Here is an 18,064-nt window from a genome sequence, read left to right on the forward strand (position 1 = left end):
TTGGCGCGCCGACGAACCAATCATAAGGGGGAAAACTGTTACCTATGTATCCGGTTCAAACTGTTACCCATCTATCGGCTGGACAAGGGAGTTCACCAAGACCGCCGGCCTGCGTGCTTGCGACAAGGCCCATCCTTGCCGCGAGGACTATATCTGCACCGCCGGCTATGATGATCTGGTTGAAGCGAAAGCCGGCAAGGGCACCTGCATTCCGCCCTATTTCATCTTCCAGTTCCGCGTCGACGGCCACCCGCGCAGCTGGGTGCAGGATGTCAGGGAGTGAGGGACCGGTTTGCCGCAGGCAAATTGAAAGGTCCAGTGGACCTTTCAAAGGACCCGAACGCCCGGAGCCATAGCGGAGGGCCAAGCGGTGCTGCCCTCAGCGAGTCTAATCTTTCTGCTTGATGCCGGCGCTCTTGCCGTCGGAACTCTTGGAACGTTCCTCGAAACGCGCCGCGCCCTTTTTCAGCGGTTGGCCGGTCTCGGCCTCGGTCTTGCGCTCGTCCTTCGCCGCCGCCTGTCTCAGTCCCTTGGCCGCCTGCTTGCCCTTTGCGGTCGGTGCCTGTTCAATACCCATCGCTTCCTCCCTTGCCGCGCGACTTGCGCGGGTGTCAGGAGCAACGTGCGTAGCGCGCGGCGGTTCCTGCGGCTCGGGAAATCCGGCGGCGAACGCGGTTCAGCGCGCCGCCGTCATTGCCTTGCGAAACGCTTCCAGCGTCTCGGCGCTGACATGGTGCTCGATGCCCTCGGCATCGATGCGCGCTGTCTCCGCACTGACGCCGAGCGAGCGCAAAAAAGCTTCCACCGTCTGGTGGCGGATGCGGCTTTGCTCCGCGACCTTGCGGCCGGCATCGGTCAGGAACACACCGCGATAGGGCTTTCTCGACACCAGCCCGTCGGCGCACAGCCTGGTCAGCATCTTGGCCACTGTCGGCTGGGCGACGCCAAGCCGTGCGGCGATATCGACCTGGCGCGCCTCGTTGCCGTCCTCGATCAGGTCTGCGATCAGTTCGACATAATCCTCGACCAGCGCGCTGCGGCGCGCTTCGCGCGTCTGCCGGAAGCCCTCCGAATGAACGTCGGCGTCGAGCAGCGGCTCACGCGGGACTGGTCTGTTCTTCGGCGCCAATACGCGCTCCTCCCGAGGCTTTTGCTGTCCATGCATTTATAGCACAGGCTCTGATTCTTCAGGCCGTTTATTTGCATTCCGCCACAGGTGCAACCGGGTTTGCGATTGCCCCCTTAGCGCGCTGACGGCCATCATATAAAAGCACGAACAATGAAATATAGCATATTGCATAATGTTGAGCCATGGCATAGCTTAAGGCAACATCGTACAGTTTCGCGGAAAGCCCTCCCTTATGTCCGACGTCGAAGCCACAGTTCCCCGCTCCTCATGGCGCTTCGCCAGGCCCGAGGAAGACGAACAGCCCAGCCTGCGCGAAGTCAATTCCTCGATCGCCGTGCCGAATTCGGGTATCTGGTTCCGTCGCCTGTTCGCCTTCATGGGCCCCGGCTACATGGTCTCGGTCGGCTACATGGATCCCGGCAACTGGGCGACCGACCTCGCCGGCGGCGCGCAGTTCGGCTACACGCTGCTGTTCATCATCATGCTGTCCAACCTGATGGCAATCCTGCTGCAGGCGCTGGCGGCACGGCTCGGCATCGCCACCGGCCGCGACCTTGCCCAGGCCTGCCGCGCCTACTATCCCCGTCCGGTCAACTTCGTGCTGTGGATCGCCTGTGAACTGGCCATCATCGCTTGCGACCTGGCCGAGGTCATTGGCACCGCGATCGCGCTGCAGCTTCTGTTCGGCATTCCGCTGATCGGCGGCGCGATGCTGACGGCGCTCGACGCCTTCCTCGTGCTTCTCTTGATGAACAAGGGCTTCCGCTATCTTGAAGCCTTCGTCATCGCACTCCTGATCGTCATCTTCAGCTGCTTCGCCATCCAGATCTTCGTCGCCGCCCCGCCGGCCGGCTCGATCCTGCACGCGATGTTCGTGCCGTCGTCGGAAATCGTCACCAATCCGGCGATGCTTTACATCGCCATCGGCATCATCGGCGCCACCGTCATGCCGCACAATCTCTATCTGCACTCCTCGATCGTGCAGACCCGCGCCTATGAACGCACCGACAAGGGTAAGCGCGACGCCATCAAATGGGCAACGACCGACTCGACCATCGCCCTGATGCTGGCCTTGTTCGTCAACGCCTCGATCCTGATCGTGTCGGCGGTCGCTTTCCATAATACCGGTCACCACGATGTCGCTGAGATCAGCCAAGCCTTCGAGCTGTTGTCGCCGCTGCTCGGCCTCGGCATAGCCTCGATCCTGTTCGCGGTGGCGCTGTTGGCTTCCGGCCTCAACTCGACGGTTACGGCGACGCTGGCCGGCCAGATCGTCATGGAAGGCTTTCTGCGCCTGCGCATCCCCAACTGGGCGCGCCGGCTTCTGACGCGCGGCCTCGCCATCGTCCCGGTGGTGATCGTCACCGCGCTCTATGGCGAAAAGGGCACCGGCCAGTTGCTGGTGTTCAGCCAGGTGATCCTGTCGATGCAGCTGCCCTTCGCGGTCATTCCGCTGGTGCAGTTCGTGTCCGACAAGAAGAAGATGGGCAATCTCGCCATCCCGCGCGGCGTCGCGGCCCTTGCCTGGGTGGTCGCGGCGGTCATCCTGTCGCTCAACTTCAAGCTGCTCTACGACACCATGTTCGGGATCGGCTGAGCTCCGCCTCACCGGATACCAGCTCCGCGCAAAGGGTAGTCCAGCGACAAATCGGCGATCCGCGTTATCTTCTCCGGCATCATGACGCGGATCGAAGACATCAGGAAGTTCTACGCGCGGCTAATGGCCGCCAATGCCGGCTCGCCCGACCCCCGCCTGGAGGCGGTTTTCACCGAGGTGCCGCGCGAAACGTTTCTCGGTCCCGGGCCGTGGAAGATCATCGCCGGTAGCGGCAAAATCACGACGCCGAGCGCCGATCCGGCCCACATCTACCAAAACGTGCTGGTGGCGCTCGACGACGACAAGGGCATCAACAATGGCGAGCCGTTCCTGCACGCCATGTGGATCGGAAAGCTTGCACCGAGACCCGGCGAAGCCGTTTGCCATATCGGCGCCGGCACCGGCTACTACACCGCCGTGCTGGCCAGGCTGGTTTCACCAGGCGGCACCGCCACCGCTTTCGAACTCGATGAAAATCTAGCCAACCTCGCGCAACGAAATCTCGAAGCCTATGGCAATGTAACCGTCGTCCATGGCAATGCGGTGACGATGCCCTTGCCGTCGTCCGACATCATCTATGTCAATGCCGGCGTCGTCGCCCCGCCAGCCGGATGGCTGAAGGCGCTGCGCCCAGGCGGCCGCATGATCTTTCCTTGGCGCCCGGCCGAGCGAGTCCCTCTGGCGGTGATGGTGACCCGCACCGAAAAGGGCTTCGCTTGCGATCCGTTCATGCGCTCGTGGTTCATTCCCTGTGTCGGCGCCTCGGTTGCGGACCCCGCGGCGACGATCCCGACGCGCGAGCAGGCCGTGCGCAGCCGCTCGATCTGGCTGGTGCGGGACAAAACGCCGGACCGCACCGCCACCGCGATCTTCGGCGATGTCTGGTTCTCATCGAAAAATCTCGACGCCAGGCCGCGCGAATGACGGTGGTTTGCCAAAATTTTCACATGTCCTGTCGGACCGATTAGCGCTCGCCCGTCCTTGGGCTGAAGTCCCGCCGCGACGGCGTGGATTGAGTTAAAGGGAGCATTGACATGAGAAAGATCATCGCCGCGACGTTCGTCAGCCTCGACGGCGTCATGCAGGCACCGGGCGGTCCGGAAGAGGATCCTGTCGGCGGCTTCAAGTTCGGCGGCTGGACCTTCCATTACTTCGACGACGTGGCGGGCGCGGCAATGGATGAATTATTCTCCAAACCCTTCGCCCTGCTGCTTGGCCGCAGAACCTACGACATCTTCGCCGCGTACTGGCCGTATCAGAAAGATTCGATCGCGGATGCCTTCAACCCCGCGACCAAATATGTGGCGACGCATCGGCCGGATTCGCTCACCTGGCAGAACACGCAATCGCTTGGGCCGGATATCGTCGCGACGTTGCGCCGCCTCAAGCAGGAGGATGGACCCGACATGCTCATCCAGGGATCGGGCAATCTGATCCAGACCTTGCTCGCCAACGGGCTGATCGACGAGATCAGGCTGATGATCTTCCCGCTGCTGCTGGGCAAGGGCAAGCGGCTGTTCGGCGATGACGCGATGCCGGCCGCCTTCAAGCTTGCCAAGTCGCAGGTCTCCAGCACCGGCGTCATCATGGCGACCTACGAGCGCGCGGGCGAAATCAAGGTCGGGTCGTTTGCGACGGAGAAGCCGTCCGAGGCCGAGATCGAGCGGCGCAAGAACTGGAAGTAGCAGAGCCGGAACATGGCGCCAAGCTGGACCACCCCTCATCCGACCGAGCTTCGCTCGGCCACCTTCTCCCACAAGGGGGAGAAGGTGGAGCCTGGGGTATGTGGCTCGGCCAATCTTTAACGTCAATGATTGGCAGGGACATGCGCGCAATCTTGCCTTCTCCCCTTGTGGGAGAAGGTGGATCGGCGCGCAGCGCCGAGACGGATGAGGGGTGCTCCGGCGGAGCGAGGCGTTCAAGCAGCCACCGGCCGCCGCGCCAGCCCATCGCGGATATGGCGCGCGAACTCCTGCGCGGCCGGCCCTATCCCATGCCTGGGCAAATGCAGGTTGATGGCAAAATTCGGCAGCGGCGGCAGCCCGGACTCGGATGGCAATATGTCGAGATCGGCCGGCACGGTGGAGGCGAGCCATGTGGTGACGGCAAGGTCGGAACGCACCGTCGCCGTCGTCGCGTCGATGTTGCCGTTCTCGAACACAGTGCGCCATTCCAGCCCATGCTCGCCGAGCGCCGCCAGCACCGCCGGCCGGAAGGCGCAGGTGTCGGCGACGATCGACACCGGCAGCGGCCGCTTGGCGCGGGCAACTCCGCCCTTGGCGCCGACCCAGACCAGCCGGTCGATGGCAAGGCATTCGCCCGCCGACGGGCCGACGCGTTCCTCGATCACCGCAAGGTCGATGGTCCCGGCCGAAAGGGCAGCGGTCAGCTCCGGCGACGAGGCGCAGACCAGCGATATCTCGACCTGCGGATAGGTCTCGGCATAGGTCTTCAGCACCGGTGCCAGCAAGGTGCCGACAAGATCGTAGGGCACGCCGAGCCGCACCTGGCCGGCCACGGGGTTGCCTGCCATTTCGGCCCAGATCTCGTCATTGAGGCCGAGCAGCCGCTTGCCCTTGCCGAACAGCTGTTCGCCGGCGCGCGTCAGCCGCAAGCCGCGCCTGTCGCGCTCGAACAGGCTGGAGCCGAGCGCCTCCTCCAGCCGCTTGACCTGCTGGCTGACGGCACCCTGCGTCAGATGCAGCGCATTGGCGGCCGCCGTCATGCTGGCCTTGTCGGCGACGGTGACGAAGGTGCGGATCAGCGCGATGTCGAGATTTCGGATCATGATTGGCATTATGCCTTCTAATGCCAAGCATGGCAAACATTGCATTTACTGAAGTTCGTACACAGCTACGATGGCAACTTCCGAACAGAGGAAGCCGCATGCTCGAGCCCATCATCCCGCTCATCCTGTTTGCGATCGTTGCCACCACAACGCCCGGCATCGCCACGGCCCTGTCGACCGCTTCCGGCGCGCAGTTCGGCTTTCGCCGTTCCGTCCCTTTGCTGGTCGGCAGCGCCGCCGGCCTCGCCACGGTGACGGGCGCAACGGCGGCCGGGCTCGCCGGCCTGCTGCTTGCCGTGCCCTCGCTGCAACTGGCGATGAAGGTCATCGGCTCGCTCTATCTCGTCTGGCTGGCGATCAAGATTGGCCGCAGCGGGCCGCCCAATCTGGATGTGACCATGGCCAGGCCGAACAGCTTTTTCGGCGGTGCCGGCATTCAATGGATGAATCCGAAAGGCTGGGCGATGGGGCTGGGCGCCGCGGCCTCGTTCGCCGCATTGGCCAGCGGCCCGATGCAACTCGCGCTGCTGCTCGGCACCACCTTCGGCCTCGCTGCGGCCGTCTCGCTGTCGCTGTGGTGCGTGGCCGGCATGCTGCTGGCCCGGCTGCTCAAGACCGAACGGCAATGGCGCGCGCTCAACATCGTGCTAGCGCTGGTGCTGGCCGCCTCGATCATCCCGATGTGGCGGACGGCTTTAGAGCGCTCAAGCCACAATCCGCGCCAGTACCCGGACCTTCGGTCCGAGCTCCCCACAAGGGGGAGGTAGAGAGCGCAGCTTTCTCGCACCCGACAAGACCATTGTCGCATGGGGGGACGAGGCGCTTCCTCACCCTCCCCTTGTGGGGAGGGTCGCTGCGAAGCAGCGGGTTGGGGGTCCTGGTTCGCAAAGCGAACCAGCCTTTGCCACCTCAAGCCGCGTAGCGTGCCGCCGGCTTGTTGGCGTGCAGGCTGCCGTAGAAGGCTTGCCGGGCACCAAGGAACGTGTCCAGCTTGGCCGCATCGGCAAGTCCCGGCACGGTGACGGCTTCGCCCCTGGCCAGTCCGACAAGCGCCGCATCGACCAGATCGTCGGCCGTCATGATGATTTCCTTCGGAAGCTGGTCGATATCGCTGCCGGCAATTTCCCAGAAATCCGTCCGGGTCGCGCCGGGCAGCACCACCTGGGCCTTCACCTCGGTACCCGCGACCTCACGCTGCAGGGCCTCGGTGAAGTTGACGACATAGGCCTTGGTGCCGCTGTAGATGCCGCCGAACGAGGTGTCGTAGGCCAGCACCGAGGCGATGTTGACGATGGCGCCGCGGTTGCGTGCGATCAGGCCGGGCAACACGGCACGGGTCAGCCGCGTCAAGGCGACGACATTGACCTTGATCATGCGCTCGGCCACATCGGCGTCCGCCGTCGCAACCACTTGCGCACCGCCGAGGCCGGCATTGTTGACAAGCAGCGTCACGCTGTCGTCGGCCGATATCGCCTGCTCGACGCGGCGCACGTCATTGTCGTCGGCCAGATCGGCGCTGATCACGCTGACCTTGCGGTCATAGGCATAGCGCAGCTTCTCGGCCAGTTCCTCGAGCCGGTCGGCGCGCCGCGCCACCAGGACCAGATCATAGCCCTGCCCCGCCAGCCGGTCCGCATAGACCGCGCCGATACCCGCCGAAGCACCGGTAACGACCGCCGTGCCCTTGTTGCTCTGTCCGCTCATTGTGCTTGTTCCTTCTGTTTAAAGTTGTTCGTTTCGACCCGACCGCCGGCTCGCGGGCATTTGCCTCGCTCTATCGAAAGGTCATCTGATTTCATTTAGTGGTATATGCCACTGAATGCGAAATAGGTATATGCCACTATCTTGTCAATGATCGAAGCCAGGTTTATTTGACGGAGAGCGGCCGGACGTCATTCGCCGGCGTCAAGGACCCATTATGTCGAAGGATACCCTGCCCGGCCTCACCCTCTGCAACAACGCCGCGCTGCGCCGTGCGGCGCGCAAGCTCGGCCAGTTCTATGATAATGTGATGGCGCCTTCGGGCCTGAAGGCCACGCAGCAGGGCCTGCTCTACCAGATTTATATCGGCGACGAGCCGGCGATGGGCGCTATCGCAGCGTCGCTGATCATGGACCTGTCGGCGCTCGGCCATACGCTGAAGCCGCTGATCCGCGACGGCTATGTCGAGACCTTTGCCGACCCGGGCGATCGCCGCATCAAGCGCGTGCGGTTGACGCCGCAGGGTCTGGCCAAGCTGGATGAGGCGATGAAACTGTGGCAAATTGCCCAGCAGCGTTTCGAGGACGTGGCCGGCAAGGAACAGGCGCAAAGGCTGCGCGCGGCGCTGGATGAGATCGCCGCGCTGGATTTCGATCTGCCGCCGGCCACGCCCTGAGGGCGGGCGTTGCCAACAGACTCTATTCGGCCGGCATGGCGACCGTCCTGGCCGCCCAGCGGCCGGCCAGCAGGATGCCGAGCCCGACGATCGGGAAGACCGCGGCGACAATGCCGAGATCGGCCGGCGCGCCGTAGCGAAGCACCGCACCACCGACCACCGCCCCCAGCGCCACGCCGAGATAGAGCGCCGAACCATTGAGCGACAGCACGATCGGGGCGGCGTCGGGCGCCAGCTTGATGATGCGGCTCGCCTGCCCCGGCGGGAACGCCCAGCCGACAATGCCCCACGGCACCATCATCGCCATCAGTGCCGGCCCGGCAATATGGGGAGGCAGGAAGGTCGGGATGACCGACAGCATGACCAGCATGGCGGCGCTCAGTGCCAGCGACCAGCCGACGGTGCGGGTCGCGCCGAACCGGTCGGCAGCCTGGCCGCCGGCAATGTTGCCGATGACGGCGCCGACGCCGAAGGCGAGCAGCATGCCGGGCAGCGCGATCTGGCTGAGCCCGCCGCCCTCGATGGCAAGCGGGGCGACAAAGGCAAAGACGGTGAAGGCACCGGTCAGCGCCAGCAATGTCGTCACCAGGATCGGCATCACGCCGGGGCGAAGGGCCGCCGCCAGCCTGCGCTTGAGGGGCAGCCTGGTGCCGACGATGCCGCGCGGCAGCCTGTACCACAGTATGGCGCCGGCGAGCGCGCCGAGACCGGCGATGGCATAGAACGTGCCGCGCCAGCCGGCGATCGTCGCAACGAGAGCGCCGAGCGGCGCGCCGACGGCGACGGCCACCGTAGTGCCGCCGACGACGACGGCTATGGCACGCGCCCGGTGATGGTCATCGACCAGCGCCACCGCCGTGCCTTGCGCGGTCGCCGCGAATAGGCCCGACGACAGCGCCATGACGATGCGCGCGATCAACAGCAGCTCGAAGGAGGAACTCAAGGCGGCGGCAATGTTGCCGAGCACGAAGAACACCAGCGTCCACAGGATGACGCGGCGCCGGTCCCATTCGCCGGTCAGCGTCGCCAGGATCGGCGTGCCGACCGCGTAGGCGAGCGCGAAGGCGGTGATCAGCGTGCCGGCCAGCGGAATGGAAATGCCGGCATCCGCCGCGATGTCGGGCAGAAGGCTGGAGATGACGAAGCCTTCAGTCGAGATCGTGAACGATCCGAGCGCAAGCCAGAAGAGGCGCTTGTCCATGGGGCGATGTCCTTAGTTCAACAGTTATTGAACAATTGGACACAAAAGGGCATGATGTCAATGAAGCGAGGGAAAATTAGCTGAACCTTCCTGACAGCCCTGTGTCAGCATGGATCACGCAGAACAGTGTGGACGGCTGCGGCGGGATGGATGCGTTGAAATCGACCCGAACTGTGCTTAGTTTCCAACCATGACCTTGCCACACCCCAATACGGACCAGATCAGCCTGCCGATCGTGCTCGGCGTGCTCGGCGATCCGACCCGGCTCGCCATCGTGCGCTACCTCGCCAGCAAGGAAGGCGTGCCGCTGAATTGCAGCCAGTTCCTCGATCTCGGCTCGAAGACCAATCTGAGCTACCATCTGGCCAAACTGCGCGAGGCCGGCGTCACCCGCGCCGAAGTGGTCGGCACCAACCGCATGATCACGCTGCGCCGTGCCGATCTCGACGCCCGCTTCCCCGGCCTGCTCGACAGCGTCATCGCCGCGGCCGGCGCTGAGCCGGCGCTGCCGGCGGTTGGTGGCCACGAGATCGAGATTTCTGCCTAGCCTTTTTCCTCTCCCTCGCGAAGTGGGGCGAGGAACCCAAGTCCTGCAAGGTCGCCTTCCCGTGACCAGTCAACCCACGGAGCCCGCCGCATGCGCATTGCCGTCCTCGCCGATATCCATGGCAATGTGCTGGCGCTGGACGCCGTGCTTGAGGATCTGCGCCAGCGCGGCGGCGCGGACCTGACCGTCAATCTCGGCGACAGCGTTTCCGGCCCGCTATGGCCGCGCGAGACATTTGCGCGGCTGGAGGCGCTCGACCCGCCGACGGTGCGCGGCAATCACGACCGCCGCGTCGCCGCCGACCCGGCCGACGCAACCATGTGGGCCTCCGATGTCTATGCGCAACAGCGGCTGACACAGGCGCAGCGCGAAGTCCTCTTTGCCCAGCCGCTGACGCTGGAGATCGCGCCGGGCGTGATCGCCTTCCACGCCCGTCCCGACCACGACGAGAAATATCTGCTCGATACGATCGTCAATGGCCAGCTGGTGCGCGCGCCGCTGGCGGCGATCCGGCGCCGGCTGAAGGCGCTCGACCCCGCCTGCCGCATCGCACTGTGCGGCCACAGCCACCGGGCGGAATTGATCCGCATTCCCGATGGTCCGATCATCTTCAATCCAGGCAGCATCGGCTGCCCCGCCTATGACGATTCGACACCGCCTGCGCATGTCTCCGAGCAAGGCTCGCCGCACGCCCGTTACGGCATCGTCACCTTGGGCAGCGCCGGTCAGCCCGACCGCTTCGAGGCCATCGCCGTCGCCTACGACCATGAGGCGGCCGCCAGACAGGCCGAACAGGCGGGCCGGCCGGAATGGGCCCACGCGCTCAGAACAGGGTTCATGCCAGGCTGAGCGAAGCTCATGCCGTCCGGCTGAACGCTCTTGCGTTCATGCCGCCTGGCTGAACTGGTCGGTCTGGACATCTGCCGGCACGGCCAGAACGGCCACCAAATTTTCGGGCTTACATGGCGGCGCCTCGTCCCTTATAAAACCGCGGGCACGCGGCGGGCTCGACCCGCCCCGGTATGATATCAGCGCACGGCCAAACGATGAGGCGCACAGTTACGCTCCGAACAACCCTGCATGCGCTGATTACCGCTCCGCTGCTGATGGCGGCATGGCCGGCCATTGCCCCCACTATGGCTGAAGAGGCGCCGGATCTTGTCATCTCCATCGTGACCGGCCTGGCGCCGGACGATCTTCTCAACGTCCGTACGGCCGCGTCGCCGATCGCCAAGGTCGAGACTCGCCTGACCGGCGGCGAAAGGGTCACCAATCTCGGCTGCAACGACATCAATGGCTACAAATGGTGCAAGGTCGAGAGCACGGGCAAGGAGAAGCTGAGCGGATGGGCGCCGGCGCGCTACCTCACCCCCCTCAATCCGGCCCCCTATGTCGAAGGCACGGCGAAACCGGCCGATGCGCCGGTGGTTGCCTCCACTGGCGATGAGGCGGGCAAGCCGGAGGCCGCAGCCGCCGTTGAAGCCGCCGTTTCCGCTCAGCCGCCGCCCGACCTGACGGCGCGGCTTGGCGGCAGCGGTCCGGCAACTGAAAACATGCCGAAATCCGCCGCTGAAATCGGCTACGCGGCGATGCGGGACGCCTATGGCCTGGCGCTGGCGGCGACCGAAACCTCAGAAGATGTCCAGGACGTCGCGGCGTCACGGCCGCCCGCTTCTGCCGCCGACGAGATTCCCTGCGCCCGCTATGTCGGCCAGCCGATGGAGCGCTGCAAGGTCAGCGCCGTGCGCGCCGCCGACAAGACCGACATCACGGTCACCTGGCCCGATGGCGGCACGCGCATCATCTCCTTCGTCGCTGGCAAGCCGGCCAGCTCCGACGCGCCTGGCGACTTCCGCTTCACCCGCGAAGGCAGCCTCAACATGATCCGCGTCGGGGTGTCGGAACGCTTCGAGATCACGGATCAGTTGGCGCTGGGGGATTAGGGATCAGGCAGTAGCCAGTAGGGAATAGGCAGTAGGGAATAGGCAGTAGGGAATAGGCAGTAGGGAATAGGCATTAGGCGCTTGAACCTCCCCTACTGCCTACTGCCTACTGCCTACTGCCTACTGCCTACTGCCTACTGCCTACTGCCTACTGCCTACTCTCTCGCATTTTCGGGGTTACATCAGTCAAAACTCTTCCCTATAAGGCCCTCCTAGCCTGATACCAGAATCGCGAGCACAACCGGCCGGGTCTTCCCGTCCCGGTTTTTTGTGCAAGCCGCCCGCCGAACGGACCTGTGACATGCCAAGACGCACCGACATCAAGTCGATCCTGATCATCGGGGCCGGCCCCATCGTCATCGGCCAGGCCTGCGAGTTCGACTATTCCGGCACCCAGGCCTGCAAGGCGCTGAAGGAAGAAGGTTTCCGCGTCATCCTGGTCAATTCCAACCCGGCCACCATCATGACCGACCCGGAACTGGCCGACGCCACCTATATCGAGCCGATCACTCCGGAAGTCGTGGCCAAGATCATCGCCAAGGAGCGGCCCGACGCGCTCCTGCCGACCATGGGCGGCCAGACCGCGCTCAACACCGCTCTGTCGCTGCGCCGCATGGGCGTGCTCGAGCGCTACAATGTCGAGATGATCGGCGCCGACGCCACGGCCATCGACAAGGCGGAGGACCGCGCGCTGTTTCGCGAGGCGATGAAGAAGATCGGCCTGGAAACGCCGAAGTCGATGCTGGCCAACGCCACCGACGTCAAGAACACCGACCGCAAGACGCATGAGGCCGAGCGTGCCGCGGTCAAGGCAGAGGCGCCTGCCGATCTCGACGCCGCGCTCGACGCGCTGGAAACCCGCTGGAACCTCGGCGAAGGCGACCGCAAGCAGCGCTACATCAGCCATGGCATGGCGATCGCAGCCCAGGCGCTCGACCATGTCGGACTGCCGGCCATCATCCGCCCGTCCTTCACCATGGGCGGCACCGGCGGCGGCATCGCCTACAACCGCGCCGAATTCTACGAGATCGTCCAGTCCGGCCTCGACGCCTCGCCGACCACCGAAGTGCTGATCGAGGAAAGCGTGCTCGGCTGGAAGGAATATGAGATGGAGGTCGTCCGCGACAAGGCGGACAATTGCATCATCGTCTGCTCGATCGAGAACATCGACCCGATGGGCGTGCACACCGGCGATTCGATCACCGTCGCCCCGGCGCTGACGCTGACCGACAAGGAATACCAGATGATGCGCAACGCCTCGATCGCGGTGCTGCGCGAGATCGGCGTCGAGACCGGCGGCTCCAACGTGCAATTCGCCGTCAACCCGGCCGACGGCCGCCTGGTGGTCATCGAGATGAACCCGCGCGTCTCGCGCTCGTCGGCTCTCGCCTCCAAGGCGACCGGTTTCCCCATCGCCAAGATCGCGGCCAAGCTTGCTGTCGGCTACACGCTGGACGAGCTGGAGAACGACATCACCGGCGGCGCCACGCCCGCCTCGTTCGAACCCAGCATCGACTACGTCGTCACCAAAATCCCGCGTTTTGCGTTTGAAAAGTTCCCCGGCGCCGAGCCGGTGCTGACCACCGCCATGAAGTCGGTCGGCGAAGTGATGGCCATCGGCCGCACCTTCCAGGAATCGCTGCAGAAGGCGCTGCGTGGACTGGAGACCGGCCTGACGGGTCTGGACGAAATCGAAATCCCCGGCCTCGGCTACGGTGCGGCGACCGCCAACCATGCCGACGACCGCAATGCCATCCGCGCCGCACTGGGCACGCCGACGCCCGACCGGCTGCGCATGGTGGCGCAGGCGATCCGCATGGGCACCTCGCTGGAAGACGTGCACGCCATGTGCAAGATCGACCCGTGGTTCCTCGAGCAGATCGCCGGCATCCTCGCCATGGAAGCCCGCATCCGCGAGCACGGCATCCCGCAGGACGCCGTCAACCTGCGCATGCTGAAGGCGATGGGTTTTTCCGACGCCCGCCTCGCCTCGCTGACGAAGACCGACGTCGAGGTGATTGCCAAGATCCGTGACAAGCTCGACGTTCATCCGGTTTACAAGCGCATCGACACCTGCGCGGCCGAGTTCGCCTCCCCCACCGCCTACATGTATTCGACCTATGAAGTGCCGTTTGCCGGCGCGCTCGCCAACGAGGCGCAGGTGTCGTCGCGCAAGAAGGTCGTCATCCTCGGCGGCGGCCCCAACCGCATCGGCCAGGGCATCGAGTTCGACTATTGCTGCTGCCATGCCGCCTTTGCGCTGCGCGACGCCGGCTACGAAGCGATCATGATCAACTGCAACCCGGAGACCGTGTCGACCGACTACGACACCTCCGACCGGCTCTATTTCGAGCCGCTGACGGCGGAAGACGTGCTGGAGATCCTGCGCGCCGAGCAGGCCTCGGGCGAGCTGATCGGCGTCATCGTCCAGTTCGGCGGCCAGACGCCGCTGAAGCTGGCGGATGCGCTGGAGAAGGCCGGCATTCCGATCCTCGGCACCTCGCCCGACATGATCGATCTGGCCGAGGACCGCGACCGCTTCCAGAAGCTGCTGCACAAGCTCGGCCTCAGCCAGCCGAAAAACGGCATCGCCTATTCGGTCGAGCAGGCCCGCCTCGTCGCCGGCGAGCTCGGTTTCCCGCTGGTGGTGCGCCCGTCCTATGTGCTGGGCGGCCGCGCCATGCAGATCATCCACAGCGAGGGCATGCTGCAAACCTACCTGCTCGACACCGTGCCCGGCCTGGTGCCGGAAGACATCAAGCAGAAATACCCCAACGACAAGACCGGCCAGATCAACACGCTCTTGGGCAAGAACCCGCTGCTGTTCGACACCTATCTCAGTGGCGCCATCGAGGTCGATGTCGACTGCCTCTGCGACGGCAAGTCGACCTTCGTCTCCGGCATATTGGAGCATATCGAGGAAGCCGGAATCCACTCGGGCGACAGTGCCTGCTCGCTGCCGGTGCACTCGCTGCCTTCGGAGCTGGTCGACGAGCTGGAGCGCCAGACGGCAGCCCTTGCCCGCGCACTCAATGTCGGCGGCCTCATGAACGTGCAGTACGCGATCAAGGACGGCACCGTCTATGTGCTGGAGGTCAACCCACGTGCATCGCGTACCGTGCCATTCGTCGCCAAGACCATCGGGCGTCCGATTGCCAAGATCGCCGCCCGCATCATGGCCGGCGAGAGCCTGGAAGACGCCTTCGCCCATTACGGCGCCATGCCCGACCCCAGGAACCCCGGCCACATTGCGGTCAAGGAAGCCGTCTTCCCCTTCGCCCGCTTCCCCGGCGTCGACATATTGCTTGGCCCGGAAATGCGCTCGACCGGCGAGGTCATGGGCCTCGACCGCGATTTCGCGCTGGCCTTCGCCAAGAGCCAGCTCGGCGCCGGCGTCGATCTCCCCCGCTCCGGCACGCTGTTCGTCTCGGTGCGCGACGAGGACAAGAAAGGCATCTTGCCGGCGGTCAAGCGCCTCGCCGGCCTCGGCTTCAAGGTCATGGCGACCTCCGGCACCGCCCGCTTCCTCGCCGAAAACGGCGTTGTCGCCGAGAAAATAAACAAGGTCCTGGAAGGCCGCCCCCATATCGAAGACGCCATCCGCAACCGCCAGGTGCAGATCGTCTTCAACACGACTGATGGCCAGAAGGCGGTGTCGGACTCCAAGTCACTGCGCCGCGCCACGCTGATGCAGAAAGTGCCGTATTACACGACGCTGTCGGGTGCGGCCGCGGTGGCGGAGGCCATTGCCGCGCTGAAGGCAGGGAGCCTGGAGGTCAGGCCGCTGCAGGAGTATTTTGCCTGAGGACTAGGTAGCTCCAAAGGAGAAAGAGTTGATGCCAAAAGGTCTGCCTCGCAGTGCTTGGCAGGGAAGCTAAATCAACCGACCTCAGTCCTTCAGTGGCAGTCAGACTTCTATTCAGGCCTGCCTTACTCGGAAGTTTCTCTGTTCCGCCAATTGAATGCCAATTGGATAAAGACGATTGCATGGTTTATTTTACTACGACGTTTGGTCGATCCATCACTATTGAAAATTACAAACGCTTTGAGCCCTTTTGGCATATCTGTCGACAATGTTGTTCGCAACTATGGCGAGGAACCCGCAGAGATTTCTATAGCGCTAGCTGCAGGTCAGTAAGAGCCATCACACGTCCCCTCTCGTTGATTCCAGATAGAAATTTCCAAATTCGTACAAAAACCTGTCGTCTTCAAACAGCGTCACCGTGTTTCCCTGCAGGACATCCCAATGATCGGGCGAATTCTCAACTGGAACATGATCAACAGTAAAAGCCCCAGGCTTTTTCAAAAGTACTTTGTACCAATCTGGCATTGGGGAAAATCCTGGCAGCCGATAGCAATAAGAAAAGCCTCTATTTGCCGTGCCAGCCAGATCAATATTCATGACACTGACTTTAGCCAGGCCAGCCACGAAGGCCGACCACTGCGCCGGGTCGCGCGGCCAACTTGCTTCCGAGACGTCACTAGTAACCGGATAGAATGCTGGCGCTTTCGGGGTGCCGTTCGGACTTGCTACATGCAGCATGCTACCGCCATCACGGCGAAGCGCGCCATAGGATGGCTGTTCCGCACCAGCCCATGGACCTGTAGCCTTCAGGCTACGACCGTCATCCCGCAGAAAGCTGACCCCTTGGAAGGTCTTACGCAGCTCGGCCAGCGATTTGTAATCAGGGATCATCCAGTATTTCGGCCGGTCCGCTGGCCAGTACTTTCGAACATTGGCTCGAAGCTCTTCCGGAATGAGGGAGCGGCCGTAGGACCAGCACGTCCTGCCAAAAGCGGGATAAACCTTCTTAAGACCCATCTTTTCAACGACATCCGATGCCTGCGCGGAATGGTACTGATCGCGGGTCACCAGATTGGGCTGTCCATTCTTGCGGAATTCGTCGAATTCGGCCCGCGTTGCCGCCTCCACCGAGGCTTTGCCGAACTGCATCAGCGAGCGTGGGCTGTCGTAAGCCTCGTCGACCATGTAGGCAGTGCCGAAACCAAGTGTGTCGGCATCATCGTAGACGATCATCACGGGAATGAAGTCCGCCGGCACCTGCCCGTCGGTTGTCGTCTGCCCTTTGCAGGCATCCGGCGCCCGGACAACAAGACCCTTACCGTCGCTCATCCGCCGGCCATAGACGGTCGGCACCAGCCCAACCTCACGCGTGCTTGAGCCATCCTTGTACACAATACCGACGACGTTACAGCCGACGACGATGTCGAAATGCTGGGGCTCGCCACGATAGGTCACATCGACCTTCAGCCGGAAGTAGGTGCCACGATCGACAAAGGCCTTTTCGGTGAAGGTCCAGCGGCCAGTCAGATTCTGCCCGCTTGTCGTCAAGGTCGCCCACAAGCAGGCCGCCACAAGCAGGCCACCTACAATGAAGGCAAGCCTCGGCCCGATCATGCAAAGACCTCAGGCGCGAGAAAAACACAGCTCAGCACAGGGCGCGCAAGCGTCGCCCAAACGCCGCGCCACCGCCTGATTGGCTCAAGCCTCCAGGCGCGCGCAACAAATCCCATGCCAAGCGTGACGCCCGACACCATCAAACCCTCGCCGCTCTTATAGGTGCGCAGCGATCACCGCTGCGTTACCCCGTAGCGAGTTTGGTAACATAGCCGTGATCGGCTGTTAAGAGATCAGGAGGGGCAACCTTAAGAAGCTCTTCGTTCGATCTATAAGATAGTTCTAATTTACATCTATGTACATGCATAGATACTATCGGTTGTTCAGCCATCGTCATTTCGCTCAAACGTGTCGTCCTAGCGCACCTAGATTTAAGCATTCCGTTTGGATAAAAAGCCGTCCCTCCCCATCTCTCACGCCACCGCCACACACTCAATCTCAATATCGAACTCCATCGGCCACGACGCCACCGGCACAAAACTCCGCGCCGGCGGGTTGACGCTGAAGTACGTGGCATAAACCCGGTTGATGGCATTGTAGAAGCCGGAATTGACGGCGTAGATGCGCACCATCACCACGTTTTCCAGCGAGGTGCCCGACGCTTCCAGGCAGTGTTTCAGCGCCTTCAGCGACGCCTCGGTCTGCGTTTCGATGTCGCCGCGCACCATCTCGCCGGTCACCATGTCCACCGGCGGCGTCGCCGAGATGAACACGAAGCCGTTGGCCCTCACCGCTGTCGAGCAGGGTAGGCCGAGCGCCCGCACCTTGTCCGACATGACCGGCACTTCGATGACTTCCTTCTTCATGGCAAATCTCCCTTTGTTTTCAGGGAGCTTATCCCGGCATCGGCGGAACGCCAGCGCCGACGCATGGTCCAGAGCCAGCCGCTCACCCCTGCCCGGATGCGGCGTGCAGCAAGCGGATGTCGGCGTTGCAGTTCATCAGACTGATGTCAGAGCAAGTGATGGGGAGCGCGCCTCCCTTCTCCCCTTGTGGGCTAGCGTGCGCACACATTTGCTTCGTGCTGTGGTCAAGCGTGAAGAAGCGAGGCCGGAAAATGGCT

17 protein-coding genes are annotated in these 18,064 nt (G+C 63.5%); 10 read left to right on the forward strand and 7 right to left on the reverse strand.

Annotated elements, in window-relative coordinates:
- The coding region (locus NKH03_RS31375; RefSeq protein ID WP_352972748.1) for a hypothetical protein at window positions 1–283 on the forward strand (283 nt) is incomplete at its 5' end.
- A 105-nt stretch (window positions 284–388) separates the two neighbouring features.
- Here the strand turns inward: NKH03_RS31375 and NKH03_RS31380 are convergent.
- The gene (locus NKH03_RS31380; RefSeq protein WP_352972750.1) at window positions 389–577 is read right to left on the reverse strand and encodes a hypothetical protein; all 189 of its coding nucleotides are present in this window, start codon (window positions 575–577) and stop codon (window positions 389–391) included.
- A 99-nt stretch (window positions 578–676) separates the two neighbouring features.
- Complete coding sequence (gene mntR / locus NKH03_RS31385) at window positions 677–1,129, reverse strand: manganese-binding transcriptional regulator MntR (RefSeq protein ID WP_352972752.1); 453 nt, start codon at window positions 1,127–1,129, stop codon at window positions 677–679.
- A 232-nt stretch (window positions 1,130–1,361) separates the two neighbouring features.
- On the opposite strand from mntR, the gene NKH03_RS31390 reads away from it, so the two are divergent.
- The 3 genes from NKH03_RS31390 to NKH03_RS31400 all read left to right on the forward strand — a co-directional run bounded on the left by NKH03_RS31390 (window position 1,362) and on the right by NKH03_RS31400 (window position 4,411).
- Window positions 1,362–2,726, forward strand: coding sequence for an Nramp family divalent metal transporter (locus tag NKH03_RS31390; protein ID WP_352972754.1), 1,365 nt, complete (start codon window positions 1,362–1,364; stop codon window positions 2,724–2,726).
- 81 nt (window positions 2,727–2,807) lie between these two features.
- Complete coding sequence (locus NKH03_RS31395; protein WP_352972756.1) at window positions 2,808–3,650, forward strand: protein-L-isoaspartate O-methyltransferase family protein; 843 nt, start codon at window positions 2,808–2,810, stop codon at window positions 3,648–3,650.
- Between the two features lie 110 nt (window positions 3,651–3,760).
- Window positions 3,761–4,411: a dihydrofolate reductase family protein gene (locus tag NKH03_RS31400; protein ID WP_352972758.1), complete on the forward strand. Its 651-nt coding sequence runs from the start codon at window positions 3,761–3,763 to the stop codon at window positions 4,409–4,411.
- 233 nt (window positions 4,412–4,644) lie between these two features.
- Here the strand turns inward: NKH03_RS31400 and NKH03_RS31405 are convergent, their stop codons facing one another.
- The gene (locus NKH03_RS31405; protein ID WP_352972774.1) at window positions 4,645–5,514 is read right to left on the reverse strand and encodes a LysR family transcriptional regulator; all 870 of its coding nucleotides are present in this window, start codon (window positions 5,512–5,514) and stop codon (window positions 4,645–4,647) included.
- A gap of 98 nt (window positions 5,515–5,612) precedes the next feature.
- On the opposite strand from NKH03_RS31405, the gene NKH03_RS31410 reads away from it, so the two are divergent.
- Complete coding sequence (locus NKH03_RS31410) at window positions 5,613–6,281, forward strand: LysE family translocator (RefSeq protein ID WP_352972761.1); 669 nt, start codon at window positions 5,613–5,615, stop codon at window positions 6,279–6,281.
- Between the two features lie 142 nt (window positions 6,282–6,423).
- Here the strand turns inward: NKH03_RS31410 and NKH03_RS31415 are convergent, their stop codons facing one another.
- On the reverse strand, window positions 6,424–7,218 hold the full coding sequence (locus NKH03_RS31415) for an SDR family NAD(P)-dependent oxidoreductase (RefSeq protein ID WP_352863734.1): 795 nt from the start codon (window positions 7,216–7,218) through the stop codon (window positions 6,424–6,426).
- Between the two features lie 214 nt (window positions 7,219–7,432).
- Here NKH03_RS31415 and NKH03_RS31420 point away from each other — a divergent pair, with 214 nt between their 5' ends.
- Window positions 7,433–7,891: a MarR family winged helix-turn-helix transcriptional regulator gene (locus tag NKH03_RS31420; RefSeq protein ID WP_352972763.1), complete on the forward strand. Its 459-nt coding sequence runs from the start codon at window positions 7,433–7,435 to the stop codon at window positions 7,889–7,891.
- A 22-nt stretch (window positions 7,892–7,913) separates the two neighbouring features.
- Here NKH03_RS31420 and NKH03_RS31425 read toward each other — a convergent pair whose 3' ends face one another.
- Complete coding sequence (locus NKH03_RS31425; RefSeq protein ID WP_352863738.1) at window positions 7,914–9,092, reverse strand: MFS transporter; 1,179 nt, start codon at window positions 9,090–9,092, stop codon at window positions 7,914–7,916.
- Window positions 9,093–9,282: 190 nt separating this feature from the next.
- Here NKH03_RS31425 and NKH03_RS31430 point away from each other — a divergent pair, with 190 nt between their 5' ends.
- The 4 genes from NKH03_RS31430 to carB all read left to right on the forward strand — a co-directional run bounded on the left by NKH03_RS31430 (window position 9,283) and on the right by carB (window position 15,387).
- Window positions 9,283–9,639, forward strand: a complete 357-nt coding sequence (locus NKH03_RS31430; RefSeq protein WP_352863740.1) for an ArsR/SmtB family transcription factor — start codon at window positions 9,283–9,285, stop codon at window positions 9,637–9,639.
- A 90-nt stretch (window positions 9,640–9,729) separates the two neighbouring features.
- A complete protein-coding gene (locus tag NKH03_RS31435) occupies window positions 9,730–10,488 on the forward strand; it encodes a metallophosphoesterase family protein (protein ID WP_352972765.1) in 759 nt (252 codons plus the stop codon).
- Between the two features lie 197 nt (window positions 10,489–10,685).
- Window positions 10,686–11,582: an SH3 domain-containing protein gene (locus tag NKH03_RS31440; RefSeq protein ID WP_352863744.1), complete on the forward strand. Its 897-nt coding sequence runs from the start codon at window positions 10,686–10,688 to the stop codon at window positions 11,580–11,582.
- Window positions 11,583–11,883: 301 nt separating this feature from the next.
- A complete protein-coding gene (gene carB, locus NKH03_RS31445) occupies window positions 11,884–15,387 on the forward strand; it encodes a carbamoyl-phosphate synthase large subunit (protein WP_352972767.1) in 3,504 nt (1,167 codons plus the stop codon).
- Between the two features lie 339 nt (window positions 15,388–15,726).
- Here carB and NKH03_RS31450 read toward each other — a convergent pair whose 3' ends face one another.
- On the reverse strand, window positions 15,727–17,001 hold the full coding sequence (locus NKH03_RS31450; protein WP_352972770.1) for a hypothetical protein: 1,275 nt from the start codon (window positions 16,999–17,001) through the stop codon (window positions 15,727–15,729).
- Between the two features lie 413 nt (window positions 17,002–17,414).
- The gene (locus tag NKH03_RS31455; protein WP_352972772.1) at window positions 17,415–17,807 is read right to left on the reverse strand and encodes a RidA family protein; all 393 of its coding nucleotides are present in this window, start codon (window positions 17,805–17,807) and stop codon (window positions 17,415–17,417) included.
- Window positions 17,808–18,064 lie beyond the last annotated feature (257 nt).

This window comes from Mesorhizobium sp. M1406 (assembly GCF_040317555.1).
GTDB lineage: Bacteria > Pseudomonadota > Alphaproteobacteria > Rhizobiales > Rhizobiaceae > Mesorhizobium.